Source organism: Microbacterium sp. NPDC090281 (assembly GCF_044769635.1).
Lineage (GTDB): Bacteria > Actinomycetota > Actinomycetes > Actinomycetales > Microbacteriaceae > Microbacterium.
Window position 1 is genome coordinate 1,617,418 of record NZ_JBIVYH010000001.1, and the last position, 17,359, is coordinate 1,634,776.

A 17,359-nucleotide genomic window follows, 5' to 3' on the forward strand; every position below is an offset into this window, starting at 1 on the left:
GGTGCATCGATGACGTTCGTCCTCCGACGAGCCGGGCAGGCCGCGATCGTTCTGATCGCGGCCTTCACGGCCACCTTCTTGCTGCTGCAGCTGCTGCCGGGTGATGCGATCCTGATCAAGTTCTCCGACCCCAGCCTCGGGCTGTCGCCGGACCAGCTCGACAGCATCCGCACCACCTACGGTGCAGACCTGCCCTGGTGGGAGCAGTACGTGCACGCGGGTCTCGGCTTCCTCGCCGGGGACTTCGGCTTCTCGACACAGTTCGGCACACCGGTGCTGACGATGCTCGCCGAGGCGCTCCCCGCGACACTGCTGCTGGCGTCGCTCGGACTCGTCGTGGCACTTCTGCTGGCCGTCCTGATCGCAGGACTCTCCTCGCTCGCGCCGTTCGCGTGGCTGCGCGACGGCCTCCGCCAGGTGCCGGGCCTGTTCGTGGCGGTGCCGGTGTTCTGGCTCGGCATCCTGCTCATCCAGGTGTTCTCGTTCGGGCTCGGGTGGGTGCCGATCGTCGGCGCCGACCCGGTGAGCGGACTCATCCTTCCGGTGCTCACGCTCGCGGTCCCGATCTCGGCGCCGCTGGCCCAGGTGCTGGTGCGGGCGGTCGACCAGGTGCATGCACAGCCGTTCGTGACGGTGGTCCGTGCGAAGGGCGCACCGCCGCTGTGGGTGCTCACACGCTCGGTCGCCCGCAATGCCGCCGTGCCGACCCTGACGATCGCCGGCGTGCTGTTCGGCGAACTCGTCGGGGGAGCGGTCGTCACCGAGACCGTGTTCGGTCGCACCGGCATCGGCCGGCTGACCGAGCAGGCCGTGGCGAACCAGGACATCCCGGTACTGCAGGGCGTCGTGCTGCTCTCGGCCCTCGGGTTCGTGATCATCAGCTTCGCCGTCGACCTCGTCACCCCGCTCATCGATCCGCGTCAGCGCGCGGTCGCAAGATCGACCGGGCGCCGTGCCACGCGACGCGTACCCCAGGAGGTGGCAGCATGACCGCTCCCGTGACCGCAGCAGCGACTGGATCAGTGGCTGGATCAGGGATCGCCGAGACGATCGCCGAGCCCGCCACGTCGCCGGCAGCGCCTGCACCGGAAAGTGCCGAGGCGCCTCGTCGCCGTGGCCACCTGCGCGGCCGTGCGTGGGGGCTGTATCTGGCGTTCGCCGTGATCGCCCTCGCCGTGCTCTGGGCGGTCATCCCCGGGGTGTTCGCGCCGGGCGACCCGCTCACCGGCGTGCCGGCCGACAAGCTCCTGCCGCCGAGCGCGGCGCACTGGTTCGGCACCGACACCCTCGGCCGCGACCTGTTCGGCCGCGTCGTCCACGGTGCGGTCAACTCGCTCTCCGGTGCGCTGATCGCCGTCACGGTCGGGCTCGCCCTCGGCACGGTGCTCGGGGCGGTCGCCGGGGCCGTCGGCGGGGTCGTCGATGACGTGCTGATGCGCGTGGTCGACGTGCTGCTGGCGATCCCCGGGCTCCTGCTCTCGCTGTCGGTGATCATCCTGCTCGGGTTCGGCACCGTCAACGCTGCGCTCGCGGTGGGTCTCGGCAGCGTCGCAGCCTTCGCCCGCCTGATGCGCGCCGAGGTCGCGCGCGTGCGCCGCACCGAGTACGTCGAGGCAGGCTTCGGCAGCGGGGGCACCTTCTTCGCGGTGCTCCGCCGTCACGTGCTGCCGAACTCGCTCACCCCGATCGTCGCCCTCGCCGCACTGCAGTTCGGTACCGCGATCCTGGCGATCTCCACTCTCGGGTTCCTCGGCTACGGCGCGCCGCCTCCCACCCCGGAGTGGGGGCTGCTGATCGCCGAGGGCCGCAACTACGTCGGTACCGCCTGGTGGCTCACGGCCCTTCCGGGCCTCATCGTCGTCGCCGTGGTGCTCAGCGCCAACCGGATCAGCCACCGTATCGGAAGGAACGCCCGATGAGTGCTTCGGCTGTACTCGCAGCGACGGATCTGCGGATCTCCTACGCCGGCCGCGAGGTCGTGCACGGCGTCTCGTTCGAGATCGCCGAGGGGGAGACCCTGGCTCTCGTGGGCGAGTCGGGATCGGGCAAGTCGACGACCGCGCACGCGCTGCTCGGCCTTCTCCCGGCCGGCGGCCGTGTCGATGGCGGCAAGGTCGTGCTCGGCGACCTCGACATCTCCGGATGGACCGATCGCGCGCTCCGAGGCATCCGCGGCGCGGAGATCGGTCTGGTGCCGCAGGACCCGACGACCTCGCTCGATCCGGTGCGTCCGATCGGTGCGCAGGTCGAGGAGATCCTGCGCCTGCACGGTCATCGGGATCGGCGCTCGCGTCGTGCGCGGGCCATCGAACTCCTCGACCGCGTCGGCATCGACGACCCCGACCTGCGCGCCCGCCAGTACCCGCACGAGCTCTCCGGCGGCATGCGGCAGCGTGTGCTGATCGCGACCGCCATCGCGTTGCGCCCGCGTCTGCTGATCGCCGACGAACCGACCAGCGCCCTCGACGCGACAGTGCAGCGCAAGGTGCTCGACCTGCTCGACGAGCTGCAGCGGGAGGAAGGCACCAGCATCCTGCTCGTGACCCACGATCTCGGCGTCGCTGCCGATCGGGCCGAGCGACTCGTCGTGCTCAAAGACGGACGGATCGTCGAGCATGGACCGAGCGATACGGTGCTCGCCGCCCCGTCCGATGCGTACACGAGGCAGCTGCTCGCCGACGCTCCCGCATTCGCGACGGGTTTCCGCCGGCCCGATGCGCCGCCGTTTCTGCGGGACGCTTCGGCGGTGGCGGCGGAGAACCCCTACGCGATCATCGCCGAGGGCCTCGTGAAGGAGTTCCGGGTCGCAGGGCGCGAGCGCTTCCGCGCCGTCGACGATGTCTCATTCCGGGTGCGCAGGGGTACGACGCATGCACTCGTGGGGGAGTCGGGGTCGGGCAAGACGACGACGGCGCGGCTGATCACCCGGTTCCACCAGCCGGATACCGGGACGATCGAGATCGCCGGGGAAGACGTGACCCACGCCAAACGTGAGCAACTGCGGGCGCTGCGCCGGCGCATCCAACTCGTCTACCAGAACCCGTTCGCCTCGTTGGATCCGCGGCAGCAGATCGTCGACATCGTGGCCGAGCCGCTGCAGAGCTTCCAGGTCGGCAGCCGTGCCGAGCGCAGGGATCGCGCCCTCGCGCTCATCGACAGGGTCTCGCTGCCGTCCGACGTCGCACGCCGGACCCCGCGTGAGCTTTCGGGTGGGCAGCGGCAGCGGGTGGCGATCGCCAGGGCGCTCGCGATCGACCCGGAGATCGTCGTGCTCGATGAGGCGGTCTCCGCTCTCGACGTCACCGTGCAGGCACGCATCCTCGAACTGCTCACGTCGCTGCAGGCTGAACTCGGACTCACCTACCTCTTCATCTCGCACGACCTCGCGGTGGTGCGCAGGATCAGTCACACGGTCTCGGTGATGCGCCGCGGCCGGATCGTCGAGGAGGGGCTGACCGAAGGCCTCTTCCACGACCCGCAGCACGACTACACCAGGGAACTGCTCGCCGCGGTACCCGGACGAACGGAGACCGTCGTATGACCGCCGCACCCACTGTCGCCTTCTTCACGCGCCTGCTCGATGACGCGTCGCCCGCCGAACGCTATGCGCTGGCGACGGCGCAGATCCAGCAGGCCGAGCGTCACGGGATCGGACGGGCCTGGGTCGCTCAGCACCACTTCCATGCGGCCGAGGGCGGGCTGCCGTCGCCGCTGGTGTTCCTCGCGCACGTCGCCGCAGTGACCCGAGGCATCCGCCTCGGTACCGGGGTGATCACGCTGCCGCTGGAGGATCCGGTGCGGGTGGCCGAGGATGCCGTGGTCGCCGATCTGCTCTCCGGGGGGCGAGTGGATCTGGGCCTCGGCAGCGGCGGAACCCCGTCGTCGTTCGTGCCGTTCGGGGAGGACGTGCGTGACAAGGGCCCGACCTACGACCGCAAGCTGCGGACCCTGCTCGACGGCCTCGCCGGCCGTGATGTCGGTGCGGGCAACACCCTCTACCCGGACGCCGGAGACCTCGCCGACCGCGTCTGGCAGGCCACCTTCTCGGTGCCAGGTGGGCATCGGGCCGGCATCAACGGACACGGGCTGCTGCTCTCCCGCACGCAGCCGCGCCGCGCCGATCGTCTGCACGCGCCGCTGTCGGAACTGCAGGATCCCATCATCGATGCGTACCTCGATGCTCTGCCCGACGACGTCGAACCGCGGATCACGGCCTCGCGCACCGTGTTCGTCGCCGATGACCGGGCTGAAGCCCTGCGGTTCGCCGAGGTCGGTCTGCGTCGGGCGGCCGAGGGGTTCCGCCGTCAGGGGCAGACGATCCCCGGCGACACCATCGACGAGTTGATCGCCGCGCTCGACACGCACCTGGGCACGCCGGAGGAGGTGGCGCAGTCGCTCGCCGCCGACACCACTCTCGCCCGTGCGACCGAGGTGGCCTTCCAGGTGCACTCGGTCGATGCTCCGCACGAGCACGTGCTGCGCTCGATCGCGCTCTTCGCCGACGAGGTCGCCCCGGCCCTCGGCTACACGCTCACCCCTTCCGCCGAAGACAACCTCACCCTCAAGGAGAACGCATGACCGACGACATCGTGGACCGGATCGTGGAGGTGACGCCGGAGCTCGATGCGCTGCGCCGCCGCCGCCCCGTCACCAGGGAGCAGCTGCAGGCGAGCTTCGACGCCCTGTTCCGTCCGGTGACCGTCGAGCACGTCTCGCTGTCGGAGCGCGACCTCGTGGCGGCGTTCGCCACGGGGCTGGCCGGCGCCGAGGACGCGACCGCGGGCTTCTATGCCGCCCGCGCGCAGGCGGCAGATCCGCAGCGGGCCACCGTCGTGCTCGCGGAGGCGGCCGACGCAGCAGTCAGCGGCCCGTTCGGTGCCTACACCGAGTTGGGGCTCCAGAGCGAGAACACCGAGGGGGAGCGCTATGCGCCGTCCGATGCGGTCATCGCACTCGTCGGAGAACGACTCTCCGCGGCCCTCGCGCACACGCACCTGCTGGTGTTCCGGCCCCGTGAATCGTCGAGTGCAGACCTCGGCCGGCTGCTCGATGCGGGCTGGTCGACGGACGGGATCGTGACGCTGTCGCAGCTGGTGTCGTTCCTCGCCTTCCAGCAACGGGTCGTCACCGGACTCCGAGTGCTCGCCGCCGCAGGACTCGCCACCGCGACCGAGACCGAGACGACCGAGATCTCCGAGGAGGAGGAAGCCGCATGACCGCCGAACAGACCGTGCTCCGCCACGATGACGCCCCGCACCCGCATGAGTTCACCCGCGGGGAGGTCGGCTGGGTCCCGCATCTGGAACCCCTCGCGGAAGAGGAGCTGACCGAGCGGCACTACGACGGCCTCGTCGAGGCGGCCAGGGCGAAGAACGACTACTTCCGTCTGCTCGCGCGCGATCCCGAAGTGCTCAGGGCGCGGACTCTCGTCGACAAGGACATCTTCTACAACGCTGCGGAGGGCCTTCCTCGGGCCGACCGTGAGCTCGCGGCGACCGCGGCATCCCGTCGCAACGGCTGCGTGTTCTGCGCATCGGTGCACTCGCGTTTCGCCGCACACCACAGCAAGCGCGTCGAGGATGTCGATCTGCTGCTCGACGAAGGCATCGACGCCGATCTCGGCGAGCGGTGGAACGCGATCGTCGCCGCATCGGTCGCGCTCACCGATACCCCGAGTGCGTTCGGGGAGGACGAGATCGCACGTCTGCGCGCTGCCGGGCTCGACGACCTCGAGGTGGCCGACGTGATCCACGGCGCCGCGTTCTTCAACTGGGCCAACCGGCTGATGCTGTCGATCGGACGACCGGTGGCTCCGGTCTGACTCGTCGTCCTTCAGGACTGCGGGCGCTCGTGCGGGCCGCACGACTCGCGGAGGATGAGCTCGAACGGTGCGGTCTCGTGGACGGGGAGGTCAGCTGGTCCGGTGAGGAGGGCGATCACCCGCTCCGCCATCTCCGGCACCGGCTGACGCACCGTCGTGAGCGGGGGATACGTATAGGCGGAATGCTCCGTGCCGTCGAACCCGGTCACGGCGACGTCTTCGGGAATCGCAAGGCCGAGGCGGTGGCACGCGAACATCACGCCGTGGGCCTGCTCGTCTGTCGAGCAGTAGAAGGCGCGGGGTCGCGAGGGTCGTGCGAGCACGTCGAGGGCGACCTGGGCCGCGTGCGCGCGGGAGATCTCGGTCTGCAGCTCCGTCGTCTCGACCACGACGCCGCTCGCCTCGATCGCGCGGAAGAACCCGTCGCGATGTTGGCGGGATCCGGCCGAGTCGCTCGGTCCGTTGAGCAGGGCGATCGAGCGGTAGCCGTGACCGATCAGGTGGGCGGTCGCGGCCTCGGCTGCGGCACGGTAGTCGATCGAGATCGATGATGCCTGCTGCCCTGGGGCGACGGGGTGCAGCACCGCGATCGGGATGCCTGCATCCGTGAAGGCGCGCAGATCAGGGGTGTCCGACATCGACACCATGACGACGGAGTCGACGCGCCGCTCCACGAAGGCCGCGACGTGCGAGTGCTCTCTTTCGACGTCGAGCCCCGAGTCTCCGATCAGCAGGAGGTTGCCCTGCGCCGCCGCCGCCTCTTCGAGCGCGCGGGCGAGTTCGCCGAAGAACCTGTTGGCGATGTCAGGCACGATCAGGCCGATCGACAGCGTCTTGCCGAAGCTCAATGCGCGGGCCAGGGCGTTGGGTCGGTAGCTGAGTTCGGTCGCGGCCTGCAACACCTTCTCCCGCGTCGCGGGGGAGACGTTGCGCGGACCGTTGTTGAACACGTAGCTCACGACGGCCGTGGAAGTGCCGGCTCTATCAGCTACGTCCTTGGCGGTTGACATGCCGTTCCCCCCACTAAGCGGTTAGATTCACCGGTGTCAGGCTAGCACCGGGCCTGCCGATACTCACTTGATTCGATGTCCATCTCGGACTATAGTCCATCTAACCGCATCGTCTAACCGCATAGATTCAATGCTCGTTCAAGGGAGAAGAACATGAAGCGACACGTCGCCGCGATCGCAGGGCTGGCTATCGCCGCTCTCGCGCTCTCGAGTTGCTCCGGTGCCGATGCCGGTACATCCGGTTCGGAGGATGCCGGGGGCACGGTGCGGTTCCTCGGTCCGGAGGATCCCCAGGTCTTCGCCCCGGTGATCGCCGCGTTCGAGAAGGGACACCCCGACATCACGGTGGAGTACACCCAGGTGCCGTTCGACCAGTACGCCACCACGCTCCAGCAGCGGCTCTCGGCGAAGGACGACACGATCGACGTCTTCGCGGTCGACCAGCCGAACCTCGCGCAGATCGCCGCGCAGGGATTCCTCGAAGATCTGAGCGATCTCAAGGACCAGGCGAAGAAGGCGACCTCCGCCGCGCAGTACGACATCAACATCTACGACGACAAGATGTATGCCCTGTCCATCTGGAACTCCACCCAGATGCTGTTCTACAACAAGAGCCTCCTCGCGGCCGCGGGAGTCGAGGCACCCGCCATCGATCCGGCGTCGCGCTGGACGTGGGAGCAGGTCGCCGAGGCCGGACGTGCGGCGCAGGCCGCAGGCGCCGAGTCTGGACTGCTCCTGGAGCAGGTCGAGGCCTACTACCAGCTGCAGCCCCTGATCGAGTCGGCGGGCGGTGGCTCCGGCATCTCCGGCAAGGACATGCTCGAGGTGGATGTGACCGACGACGGCTGGAACAAGGCGCTGTCCTGGTACGCCGACACCTTCCAGTCCGGACTGTCGCCACGTGGTGTGGGCGGCTTCCAGACCAGCGCGGTCTTCACCGACCAGAAGGTCGCATTCTTCGTCGGCGGGCCGTGGGACGTCGGCGGGTTCGCGGCCAACGCCGACTTCGACTGGGGCATCGCCCCGCACCCGTACTTCGAGGGCGGATCGGAGGTCACGCCGACCGGCTCGTGGTCGTGGGGTATCAACACCGCGTCGAAGAACAAGGCCGCAGCCCAGGAGTTCCTGGAGTTCGCGGCGCTGGACCCGGAAGGCAGCCTCGCCACGACCGAGGCGACCACGATCATCCCCGCCAACACGGAGGCGGCCGCTACCTACCTCCCCACCCTCGAGGCACTCGCGGGCGACCACGGCACGGGCGTCGCCGATCTCATCACCTCCGAGATCGAGAACACCGCGGTGGCCCGGCCCGTCTCGGTGGGCTACGTGCAGTTCGAGTCGCTGATCAACAAGGCCTTCGGCGATATCCGCAACGGCGCAGACGCGGGCGAACGTCTTGTGCAGGCGCAGTCCCAGATCGAGGATGCCTGGAGTCAGCTGCGATGAGTACCCCCACCAAGGGTGCGGGAGTGGCGAATCGCCATTCCCGCACCCGCGGATCGGGCGAGCGGCATCGCCGTCGGAGCCCCGCAGGAATCGCGCTGCTCTTCCTGCTTCCGGCACTGATCGCCCTGCTCCTGCTGCGTCTCGCCCCGGCTGGTGTCGCTCTCGTCGACAGCCTGTCGCGCACGACTCTGCTCGGCGGTACCTCTTTCGTGGGCCTCGGCAACTACGTCGAGCTGTTCGCGAACGCCGACTTCCAGAACTCGCTGGCTGTCACGCTGCTCTTCGCCGTGATCATCAACCCGCTGCAGATCGCCGCCGCGTTCCTGCTCGCGGTGCTGTTCACGCGAAGGGCCGTCGGGTCGAAGTTCTGGCGCTCGATGGTGATCCTCCCCATCGCGGTGCCGCCAGCGGTCTCCGCGGTCGTGTGGAGTGTCATCTACCGCCCGGACGGACTCGCGAACGGCTTCCTCGCGGTCTTCGGCATTCCGCCGCAGCCGTTCCTCACCTCGCCGTATCAGGCGCTGCTTTCGATCATGATCCTGCTGTCCTGGATCGGCGTCGGCTACTGGATGATGTTCCTGATCGCCGGCCTCAACGACATCCCCACCTCCTACTACGAGGCGGCATCGCTCGACGGGGCGTCCTGGTGGCGGCAGACATGGTCCATCACGCTGCCGCTGCTGCGCCGACCGCTGGCCTTCGTGCTCGTCGCGGACACGGTGTCGAACTTCCTCGTGTTCGCGCCGGTGCAGATCCTCACCAAGGGCGGCCCCAACGGCTCGACCAACCTGCTCATGCACGATCTGTACACCCGAGCCTTCACGTTCGGCGACATCAACAAGGCGCAGGCCGAGGTCGTGATCCTGGTGCTCATCACCGTGGTGATCGTGGCGCTGCAGTTCCGCCTGCTCAAGACGGAGGACCAGCCATGACGGGCATAGCCGAAGACACGACGGGCATCGCCGCAGGCTCTACCCGCACCGGCGCACGACGGCGCCTCTCCCGCAAGACGATCCTGATCCTGTGGTCGACGCTGCTCTCCATCACGGTCGGCATCGCCTTCCTCGCCCCGCTGTGGTGGACCTTCATCAATTCGCTCCGCCCCGGGTCTGAGACCTTCAGCTACCTGAACCCGCTGCAGTGGCAGACGTTCTTCACCCTCACGCCCACACTCGACAACTACGCCGCGCTGCTGGACAGCGACCTCGGACGCGCCATCCTCAACTCGCTCTTCGTGAGCGTGGTGACGGTGATCGTCGGGCTGGTGGTCTGCGCGACCGCTGCGTTCGGGCTCTCCGCATTCCGATTCCGGGGGCAGACGGTGCTGTTCTCGGTGGTGATCCTTTCGTTCCTCATCCCGTTCGACGCGATCGCTATCCCGCTGGCCGCGATGTTCCGCGACTGGCAGCTGCAGAACACCTTCCTCGGGCTCATCCTTCCCGGGATCGGCAACGGGATGGCGATCTTCCTGCTGCGCACCTTCTTCCTCGCGATCCCCGAAGAGCTCGTCGAGGCAGGGCGCCTCGACGGCCTGGGCTGGTGGGGAATCTTCACCCGCATCTATCTGCCGCTCTCGCGCCCCGCGCTGATCGGCGCCGGCCTGATGCTCTTCCTGTTCCAGTGGCAGGCCTACGTCTGGCCGCTGCTCATGGGCACCGACAGCGACCACATCCTCGGTCCGGTCGCGTTGTCGAACATGCAGGGGCAGTTCCAGGTGGACTACGGCGTCCTGTTCGCCGCATCCATGATCCTCGTCCTCATCCCACTGGCCATCATCCTCGGCTTCCAGCGCTACTTCATCCAGTCCGTCAGCACGACGGGTCTGAAGTAGTGACGCAGAACACGAAAGGCGCACGACACATGTCTGCACTCCACCACGTCATCCTCGACACCGACATCGGCACGGATGTCGACGACCTGATGGCGCTCGCGCTCATCTTCGGCTCTCCGGAGATCGAGCTCCTCGGTGTGACCACTGTGTACGGCGACACCGCGCTGCGCGGGCGGATGACGAAGCGCATCGCCGAGATCGCCGGCGTGACCATCCCCGTCCACGCCGGGGAGTCGGAGACGCTGTCCGGACGCGAGATCTGGTGGGCCGGGCACGAAGCCCGACTCTACGAGGACCTCGATCGACACCTGCTCGACGGTGACGACGCCGTGGACCATCTCATCGAGACCGTCTGTGCCGAGCCGGGCACCGTCGACGTGATCGCGATCGGACCCCTCACCAACATCGCGGCAGCCATCGAGCGCGAACCGCGATTCGCAGGTGCGGTCCGGCATCTCTGGGTCATGGGCGGCTCGTTCGCCGTGGAAGAAGACTCGGAGCACAACTTCCGCAGCGACGCCACCGCGGCCGAGATCGTCTTCGCCGCCGGTATCCCCACGACCGTGGCGGGCCTCGAGATCACACGACTCATCACGATGGGAAGCGATGCCCTCGTGCGGATGAGCGCATCCGGGGAGCTCGGGCGCGTGATCGATGCCGAGATCAGGCAGTGGTGGGAGTTCTGGGGCACGGAGTGGAACGTGCCGCACGACCCCGTGACTGTGCTCACGCTGACGCAGCCCGAGCTCTTCGCGTTCTCGCCACGTGGTCGTATCGAGATCCTCCGGGGTGGAGAGATCGAGGGCGTGAGCCGATTCCACCCGGGCGAGGGCGAGACCAGGATCGTCACGGGGCTCGATGCGGAGGCGGTCGCCGAGGCGATCGTCGTCGGCATCGTCGGCGCAGCGATCGACACCGCCGTCTGACCTGCGGCTAGGGCAGCAGGATGATCTTGCCCGAGGCGGCGCCGGGTTCCATGAGCTCATGGGCCTGCGCCGCTTCGGCGAGCGGCAGCTGCGGGCCCAGGTCGACGACGAAGTCGCCGGTGGACAGGAGCGCGATCGTCTCGGGCAGCGCCTCGGCACGCCAGGCGAGCTCCTGGTCGGTCAACGGTACGGGCGAGCCGCCGGAGAACGCGCGGATGCCGAAGGATGCGGCGTCCGGGCCCCGGACGATCGTGGCGATGCGCTCACGGTCCGCCATGAGCGCGAGCGAGGTCTCGATGGCCTCGTCGGTGCCGGCGCAGTCCAGCGCCACGGTGACGGCGGAGGGCGCGGCCTCGCGCACCCGGTCGAGGAGACCGTCGCCGTAGGCCACGGGAATCGCGCCCAGTTCGCGCAGCTGCTCGTGGCGGGCGGAGCTCGCGGTCGCGATCACGGTCGTGCCCCAGGCCACGGCGAACTGCACCGCGGCCTGTCCGACCGCGCCGGAGCCGCCGTGCACGAGCAGCACATCGCTGCCGCTCACGTCGAGTGAGCGCAGCGACTGGTAGGCGGTGCCGGCGGGGATGCCGATCGCGGCGCCCTCCGCGGTCGTGACGGAGTCCGGAAGCTTCGCGAGGTTCTCGGTCGAGATCGCGAGCGCCGAGGCGTAGGTGCCACGCCCGTCACGGATCGCCACCCGGTCGCCGACCGCGAAGTCGTCGACGCCCTCGCCGAGCGCCTCGACGATGCCGGCTCCGTCGAAGCCGACCGGACGCGGCTCGGTGATCGGAGGCGATGGCCGCTTGCCGCTGCGCATCTTCGCGTCGATCGGATTCGCGCCGGCCGCCTCGATGCGGACGACGACCTCGCCGCGCGCGGCGACGGGATCGGGGACCTCGATCAGGTGCAGGACATCGGGGGAACCGAACTCGGTGTAGACGATCGCGCTGGCCATGCCTTCAGGCTACCCGCGCCGGGCACCCGCGGTTGCGGATCAGCGGCCGGACAGCACCTTCATGATGCGCTGCGGCGACACCGGCTGGGCGGTACCCAGGCGCTGGGCGAACACGCTGACGCGGTACTCCTCCAGCAGCCAGCGCACCTCGACCAGCGCAGTCGGCGCATCGGCCGGGAGCGGGATGGTGCCGCCGGCGTCTTCGAAGGCCTTCGCCATCCGCTCGTACTCGGTCATGCGCGCGCGGTCCTTGCCCGGTTCGCTGGCCAGGGTCTTCAGGCGGTCGACCATCCCCTCCAGGTATCGAGGGAAGTGCGTGAGCCGCTCGGCGCCGGCGGCGGAGATGAACCCCGGGTGCAGCAGCCCGCTGAGCTGGGTGCGGATGTCGTTCAGCGGTCCGAGCAGGGCGAGCGAGTTCTGCGACTTGATGCCGCGTTCGACTTCGCGGGACTTGGTCAGGATGCGTGCCACCAGTGAGACGCAGGCGAACAGCTCGTCGACGAGGACAGCAGAGACCGCGTCGCGCACCCGGGCGAACTCGGCTTCGCTGCGGACGATGCCGCCCGGCACCGTCTTGTGGATGACACTGCGGGCGACCGCGGCGCGGCAATCCTCGATGAGGGCGGCAGCGGACTGGTAAGGCGAGGCAGCGAGGGCGAGCTTCTCCTGACTGGTCAGGTGCTCCTGCACGTACGAGGAGGGGGAGGGCACGCCCAGCAGCACCAGCCGCAGCACGCCGTCGCGGGTGGCCGCGGCAGCCGCATCCGGTGTCGACTCGACGCGCACCGACACGCTCTTGCCCTGATCGACGATGGCGGGGTACCCGCGCACGACGCCGCCGGCGACGCGGGTGTCGAGCACCTCGGGCAGATCACCGAAGGTCCAGGCCGTGAGACCGGTCTGCTCGATCGACGCGGCGGCGATACGTTCGACACCCCCGCCGACACCGCTGCGCTCGGCACCCCGGTTCCCGCCCGGTCCTCCGGAGCGCGCAGGCGCGGCGATCGAGCGGGCGACGCTGCTGCGGGCCCGATCGGAGAGCTGCGCCTGCAGTGCCCGCAAGTCGCGGCCGGAGCCTGCGACCCTGCCGCGTTCGTCCACGGCACGGAAGTTCATGCGCAGATGAGGGGGCACCCGCTCATCGTCGAAGTCGGCCGCCGAGACCAGCTGGTTCGCGAGCGGCTGGATGCGCCGGGCCAGGGCCTCCTTGAGAGTGCGCGGGGGCAGGCCGCCGTGCGACTCCGGGCCTTCTTCGGCGAGCTCCGCACCGAACTTCTCGGCCCAGTCGGCGGCAGGGACCACATGGCGACGGATCGCCTTGGGGAGCGCGCGCAGCAGGCCTGTCACGAGTTCGGCGCGCAGACCCGGAACCTGCCAGTCGAAGCCACGGTCCTCGATCTGGGCGAGCAGCGGCAGCGGCACGACCACGCTGACGCCGTCGTCGTCCGCGCCGGGTTCGAACCGGTATGCGAGGCCGAGCACCTGGTCGCCCTGAGTCCACCGCGTCGGGAACTCGCGCTGATCAGCGCGCTCCTCGTCGTCGATCAGGTCGCTCTCGCGCATCACGAGCAGCTTCGGCGTCGTCGCCATGGCCTCTCGCCACCAGCTCTCGAAGGAGCGCACATCGAACACGTCGGCGGGGATGCGCTCGTCGTAGAACCGGAAGACCGCTTCGTCGCCGGCGAGGATGTCACGGCGGCGCTCGCGCTCCTCCAGCTTCTCGAGGCGCTTGCGAAGTTCGGCGTTGCTGCGCCAGAACGCGCTCACCCGCTTGTCGATCCGCGTCGGGTCCCATTCGCCCTCGACGAGCGCGTGCCGCACGAACAGCTCGCGCGACGCTGCCCGGTCGATCCGCGCGAACTGCACGCGTCGACGCGGAATGATCTCGAGCCCGAACAGTGTCACCTTCTCGAACGCGACAGCGGCGCCGGCATCCTTCGACCAGTGCGGCTCGGTCACCTGCCGCTTGGCGAGATCGCCGGCGAGGGGCTCCGCCCAGGCCGGGTCGATCGCGGCTACGGTCCGCGCGAAGGTGCGGGAGGTCTCGACGATCTCGGCGGCGATCACCGCGCGCGGGCTCTTCTTGCGCAGCCCCGAACCGGGGAAGATCGAGAACCGGATGCCGCGGGCCCCGCGGTACTCCGCACTCCGCCGGCCCTTGGGCTCCTTGGCGGGGGAGTGCGCTTTGCCCGCAGGGGCGGTGCGCTCGTCGAGGATGCCGATCTGCGACAGGAGACCGGCGAGCATGGCGCGGTGGATCGAGTCGGGGTCGCTCGCGCCGCCGTCTTTGCCGATCCGGGTGTCGTCGCCGCCACGGTCGGGGGTCTTCACGAGTGTGCGCAGCTGGCGATGCACGTCGAACCACTCGCGAACCCGCACGTAATTGAGGTGCTCGGAGCGGCACAGGCGACGGAACGCGCTCGACCCGAGCTCCCGCTGCTGTTCACGCAGGTGGTTCCACAGATTCAGCAGGGTCAGGAAGTCACTGGTCGGGTCGACGAATCGCGCGTGCAGCCGGTCAGCCTCCTCGCGACGCTCCTCCGGTCGTTCGCGCACATCCTGGATCGTCATGCCCGAGACGATCGCGAGGACGTCACGGGTCACTCCTGCGCCGGAACCCGAGCGTCCTGCCTCGATCAGCATGCGCGCGAACCGTGGGTCGATCGGCATCCGCGAGATGTCGCGCCCCGTGCGGGTGAGATGCGGGGAACCATCGCTGCGGGACGGCTCGACGGCGCCGAGCTCGGTCAGCAGGTCGAACGCGGCCTTCACTCCTCGGGAGTCGGGCGGGGTGAGGAAGGGGAAGGCGGTGATGTCGCCGAAGCCGAGCGACAGCATCTGCAGGATGACGGATGCCAGCGAGGTGCGCAGGATCTCGGGCTCGGTGTACTCCGGCCGCTTGTCGTAGTCGTCCTCCGAGTAGAGGCGGATCGCGATGCCGTCGCTGGTGCGGCCCGCACGGCCGGAGCGCTGATTGGCCGACGCCTGGGAGATCGCCTCGATCGGCAGCCGCTGCACCTTGGAACGGTTGCTGTAGCGCGAGATGCGGGCGGTCCCGGTGTCGATCACGTACTTGATGCCGGGAACCGTGAGGCTCGTCTCGGCGACGTTCGTGGCGAGGATGACCCGGCGGCGTACGCCGGCGACCCGGCTGCGCTCGAACACCCGGTGCTGGTCGGCGGCGGAGAGGCGGCCGAAGAGGGGCAGCACCTCGGTGGGCGCGCGGTCGTTCGCGTACGCACCGCGCACGGCATCGGCGGCGTCGCGGATCTCGGCCTCGCCCGGGAGGAAGACGAGTACATCGCCCGGAGCTTCGCGGTCGAGTTCGCGCAGGGCGGCGACGATCGCCGAGACCTCGTCCTCCGGTTCGGCAGGCGTGTCCTCGTCGTCCGACCCCTCGACCTGCCCGCGATAGCGGATCTCCACCGGGTACGTGCGGCCCGAGACCTCGATGATCGGTGCCGGGATGCGGTCGCCCTCTGCGCCGGACGGTGCGGCGAAGTGCTTCGCGAAGCTCTCCGGATCGATCGTCGCCGAGGTGATGATCACCTTCAGGTCGGGGCGCTCGGGGAGGATGCGGACGAGGTAGCCGAGCAGGAAGTCGACGTTGAGGGAGCGCTCGTGCGCCTCGTCGATGATGATCGTGTCGTAGCGGGTGAGCAGCCGGTCGCGATGGATCTCGTTGAGCAGGATGCCGTCGGTCATCAGGGCGATGCGGGTGGATTCAGACACCTTGTCGGTGAAGCGCACCTTGTATCCGACGAGGGTGCCGAGCTCGACCTGGAGCTCTTCTGCGACGCGCTCCGCGATCGTGCGGGCGGCGAGGCGTCGAGGCTGCGTGTGCGCGATGCGCTCCCGACCGAGTTCCAGCGCGATCTTCGGCAGCTGGGTGGTCTTGCCCGATCCGGTGGCACCGGCGACGATGACGACCTGGTGGTCGCGGATGGCGTCGGCGATCTCGGCCCTGGCAGCGCTGACGGGCAGCTCCGGGGGATAGGAGATCACAGGGGAGGACATAGCCCTCCATCGTATGCCGGGATCGAGCACATACGATCGTCGGATGACGAGAGTGCTGCAGTGGTTCCGCGAGTTCGGACGGCCCCCGCGCATCCTCGGACTCGACATCGCCAGGGGGCTGGCGATCCTCGGCATGGCCGGAGCGCACATCGGCGAGACCGAGCCGTTCGAGTGGCTCGACCCGGCGACATGGACCGACCTGGTGCACGGGCGCTCCTCGATCCTGTTCGCGGTGCTCGCAGGAATCTCGATCGCCCTGATGACCGGACGCAGCGCCGTGCCCGAGCGCGAGCGCATCCCGGGCATCCGGCTGAACCTGATCGGACGCGGTGCGGTGATCTTCCTCATCGGCCTGGCCCTGGAGATGCTGAACACCCCGATCGCCGTGATCCTCACCCTGTACGGCCTGCTCTACGTCGCGGTCATCCCGTTCCTGCGGTGGCGACCCTGGCAGCTGCTGACGGGTGCTGCGGTGCTCGCGCTCCTCGGGCCCGCACTGCTCGCGTTCCTGAACGCGGTGATGCTTCACCCCTACGGCTCCGGCATCGGGTTCGTGTTCTACGGCACGTATCCGATCACGGTCTGGATGTCGCTGGTGCTGGCGGGCATGGCGCTCGGGCGTCTGCACATCGGGCAGCTTCGCGCTTCGGTGGTCGCTCTCGGTATCGGTCTCGCGCTCGTGGTGGTCGGCTACGGCCTGGGAGGGATCGGACAGACTGCGGGCATCACCGGCTCCCTCGGCAGCAGCTCGTTCTCGTCGGGCGAGGGCAGTTCGATCATCGACGGCGGGTCCGGCAGCATCGGCACGGCACCGTCCGGGTGGGAGAGTTACCCGCAGGCGCTCGCCGAGAGCGATCCTCTCGGCGCCGTGCTCACCGCGGTCTTCGCGGTCGACCCGCACAGCGGCGGCACGGCCGAGATCCTCGGCTCCGGCGGCTTCGCGCTCGTGGTCATCGCGCTGTGTCTGCTGCTGAGCAGGCCACTGCGCTGGGTACTGCTCCCGTTGGGAGCGCTCGGCTCCATGCCGTTGACGGCATACAGCGCGCACGTCGTTTCGATCGTGCTGGTCGGCGGGCCTGGCGCGTTCTTCTCCAGCAATGCGTTCTGGGCCGCGACCGCGATCGGACTGCTCCTCGTCACGACACTCTGGTCGATGTTCTTCGGACGTGGACCGCTTGAACGTCTGGTCGGCCGAGGAGCTGCGGCGATGGCGGCGGTGCCCCGGCGCTGAGCAGGTCGGACGCCGCTCGCGGATAGGGGCGGGCCAGACGATGTGCTAGCGTGGAAGTGCAGCGCTTTCTGGCGTTCGCGACCGGCCCTTTTTTCGGGTCGGGACTGGGGAGTTTCGAACTGGGG

General features: G+C 69.1%; 14 protein-coding genes. 11 read left to right on the forward strand and 3 right to left on the reverse strand.

The genetic code is table 11. The annotated features are described in order from the left end of the window. The first annotated feature begins 9 nt into the window (after nt 1-9). Genes ACIQTX_RS07880 through ACIQTX_RS07905 form a run of 6 tightly spaced genes read left to right on the forward strand, consistent with a single transcriptional unit; the run spans nt 10 to nt 5,821 of the window. On the forward strand, nt 10-990 hold the full coding sequence (locus tag ACIQTX_RS07880; RefSeq protein ID WP_402970918.1) for an ABC transporter permease: 981 nt from the start codon (nt 10-12) through the stop codon (nt 988-990). Next, nucleotides 987-1,919, forward strand: coding sequence for an ABC transporter permease (locus ACIQTX_RS07885; RefSeq protein WP_402970921.1), 933 nt, complete (start codon nt 987-989; stop codon nt 1,917-1,919). The genes ACIQTX_RS07880 and ACIQTX_RS07885 overlap by 4 nt, the downstream gene beginning before the upstream one ends. Next, entirely contained in the window at nt 1,916-3,541 is a 1,626-nt protein-coding gene (locus ACIQTX_RS07890) for a dipeptide ABC transporter ATP-binding protein (RefSeq protein ID WP_402970924.1), read from the forward strand. The genes ACIQTX_RS07885 and ACIQTX_RS07890 overlap by 4 nt, the downstream gene beginning before the upstream one ends. Then, nucleotides 3,538-4,578, forward strand: a complete 1,041-nt coding sequence (locus ACIQTX_RS07895) for a putative FMN-dependent luciferase-like monooxygenase (RefSeq protein WP_402970927.1) — start codon at nt 3,538-3,540, stop codon at nt 4,576-4,578. Before ACIQTX_RS07890 ends, ACIQTX_RS07895 begins: the two co-directional genes overlap by 4 nt. Continuing rightward, the gene (locus tag ACIQTX_RS07900; protein ID WP_402970930.1) at nt 4,575-5,216 is read left to right on the forward strand and encodes a CMD domain protein; all 642 of its coding nucleotides are present in this window, start codon (nt 4,575-4,577) and stop codon (nt 5,214-5,216) included. The genes ACIQTX_RS07895 and ACIQTX_RS07900 overlap by 4 nt, the downstream gene beginning before the upstream one ends. Further along, a complete protein-coding gene (locus ACIQTX_RS07905; protein WP_105526981.1) occupies nt 5,213-5,821 on the forward strand; it encodes an alkylhydroperoxidase domain protein in 609 nt (202 codons plus the stop codon). Before ACIQTX_RS07900 ends, ACIQTX_RS07905 begins: the two co-directional genes overlap by 4 nt. 11 nt (nt 5,822-5,832) lie before the next feature. On the opposite strand, the gene ACIQTX_RS07910 is transcribed toward ACIQTX_RS07905, so the two are convergent. Further along, a complete protein-coding gene (locus ACIQTX_RS07910; RefSeq protein ID WP_402970933.1) occupies nt 5,833-6,831 on the reverse strand; it encodes a LacI family DNA-binding transcriptional regulator in 999 nt (332 codons plus the stop codon). A gap of 153 nt (nt 6,832-6,984) precedes the next feature. On the opposite strand from ACIQTX_RS07910, the gene ACIQTX_RS07915 reads away from it, so the two are divergent. The 4 genes from ACIQTX_RS07915 to ACIQTX_RS07930 are packed head-to-tail and all read left to right on the forward strand — an operon-like array spanning nt 6,985 to nt 11,034. Next, on the forward strand, nt 6,985-8,277 hold the full coding sequence (locus tag ACIQTX_RS07915; RefSeq protein WP_402970936.1) for an extracellular solute-binding protein: 1,293 nt from the start codon (nt 6,985-6,987) through the stop codon (nt 8,275-8,277). Then, entirely contained in the window at nt 8,274-9,209 is a 936-nt protein-coding gene (locus tag ACIQTX_RS07920) for a carbohydrate ABC transporter permease (RefSeq protein WP_402970939.1), read from the forward strand. The genes ACIQTX_RS07915 and ACIQTX_RS07920 overlap by 4 nt, the downstream gene beginning before the upstream one ends. Further along, nucleotides 9,206-10,108 (forward strand): carbohydrate ABC transporter permease, encoded by a 903-nt coding sequence (locus ACIQTX_RS07925; protein ID WP_402970942.1) that lies wholly within the window; start codon nt 9,206-9,208, stop codon nt 10,106-10,108. The genes ACIQTX_RS07920 and ACIQTX_RS07925 overlap by 4 nt, the downstream gene beginning before the upstream one ends. 29 nt (nt 10,109-10,137) lie before the next feature. Further along, nucleotides 10,138-11,034 (forward strand): nucleoside hydrolase, encoded by an 897-nt coding sequence (locus ACIQTX_RS07930; RefSeq protein WP_105596240.1) that lies wholly within the window; start codon nt 10,138-10,140, stop codon nt 11,032-11,034. A gap of 7 nt (nt 11,035-11,041) precedes the next feature. On the opposite strand, the gene ACIQTX_RS07935 is transcribed toward ACIQTX_RS07930, so the two are convergent. Then, nucleotides 11,042-11,986 carry a zinc-binding alcohol dehydrogenase family protein gene (locus ACIQTX_RS07935; RefSeq protein WP_402970946.1) on the reverse strand — a complete coding sequence of 315 codons (945 nt, stop codon included), beginning with the start codon at nt 11,984-11,986 and terminating at the stop codon, nt 11,042-11,044. Nucleotides 11,987-12,025: 39 nt separating this feature from the next. Continuing rightward, nucleotides 12,026-16,003, reverse strand: a complete 3,978-nt coding sequence (gene hrpA / locus ACIQTX_RS07940; protein ID WP_402970949.1) for an ATP-dependent RNA helicase HrpA — start codon at nt 16,001-16,003, stop codon at nt 12,026-12,028. 43 nt (nt 16,004-16,046) lie between these two features. Between hrpA and ACIQTX_RS07945 the strand changes: the two genes are divergently transcribed. Beyond that, nucleotides 16,047-17,234 (forward strand): heparan-alpha-glucosaminide N-acetyltransferase domain-containing protein, encoded by a 1,188-nt coding sequence (locus ACIQTX_RS07945; RefSeq protein ID WP_402970952.1) that lies wholly within the window; start codon nt 16,047-16,049, stop codon nt 17,232-17,234. Nucleotides 17,235-17,359 lie beyond the last annotated feature (125 nt).

Excerpts from the sequence above, each read along its gene's own strand:
- ACIQTX_RS07880 (WP_402970918.1), top strand. The coding sequence starts at position 10 with ATGACGTTCGTCCTCCGACGAGCCGGGCAGGCCGCGATCGTTCTGATC.
- ACIQTX_RS07885 (WP_402970921.1), top strand. The coding sequence starts at position 987 with ATGACCGCTCCCGTGACCGCAGCAGCGACTGGATCAGTGGCTGGATCA.
- ACIQTX_RS07890 (WP_402970924.1), top strand. The coding sequence starts at position 1,916 with ATGAGTGCTTCGGCTGTACTCGCAGCGACGGATCTGCGGATCTCCTAC.
- ACIQTX_RS07895 (WP_402970927.1), top strand. The coding sequence starts at position 3,538 with ATGACCGCCGCACCCACTGTCGCCTTCTTCACGCGCCTGCTCGATGAC.
- ACIQTX_RS07900 (WP_402970930.1), top strand. The coding sequence starts at position 4,575 with ATGACCGACGACATCGTGGACCGGATCGTGGAGGTGACGCCGGAGCTC.
- ACIQTX_RS07905 (WP_105526981.1), top strand. The coding sequence starts at position 5,213 with ATGACCGCCGAACAGACCGTGCTCCGCCACGATGACGCCCCGCACCCG.
- ACIQTX_RS07910 (WP_402970933.1), bottom strand. The coding sequence starts at position 6,831 with ATGTCAACCGCCAAGGACGTAGCTGATAGAGCCGGCACTTCCACGGCC.
- ACIQTX_RS07915 (WP_402970936.1), top strand. The coding sequence starts at position 6,985 with ATGAAGCGACACGTCGCCGCGATCGCAGGGCTGGCTATCGCCGCTCTC.
- ACIQTX_RS07920 (WP_402970939.1), top strand. The coding sequence starts at position 8,274 with ATGAGTACCCCCACCAAGGGTGCGGGAGTGGCGAATCGCCATTCCCGC.
- ACIQTX_RS07925 (WP_402970942.1), top strand. The coding sequence starts at position 9,206 with ATGACGGGCATAGCCGAAGACACGACGGGCATCGCCGCAGGCTCTACC.
- ACIQTX_RS07930 (WP_105596240.1), top strand. The coding sequence starts at position 10,138 with ATGTCTGCACTCCACCACGTCATCCTCGACACCGACATCGGCACGGAT.
- ACIQTX_RS07935 (WP_402970946.1), bottom strand. The coding sequence starts at position 11,986 with ATGGCCAGCGCGATCGTCTACACCGAGTTCGGTTCCCCCGATGTCCTG.
- hrpA (WP_402970949.1), bottom strand. The coding sequence starts at position 16,003 with ATGTCCTCCCCTGTGATCTCCTATCCCCCGGAGCTGCCCGTCAGCGCT.
- ACIQTX_RS07945 (WP_402970952.1), top strand. The coding sequence starts at position 16,047 with ATGACGAGAGTGCTGCAGTGGTTCCGCGAGTTCGGACGGCCCCCGCGC.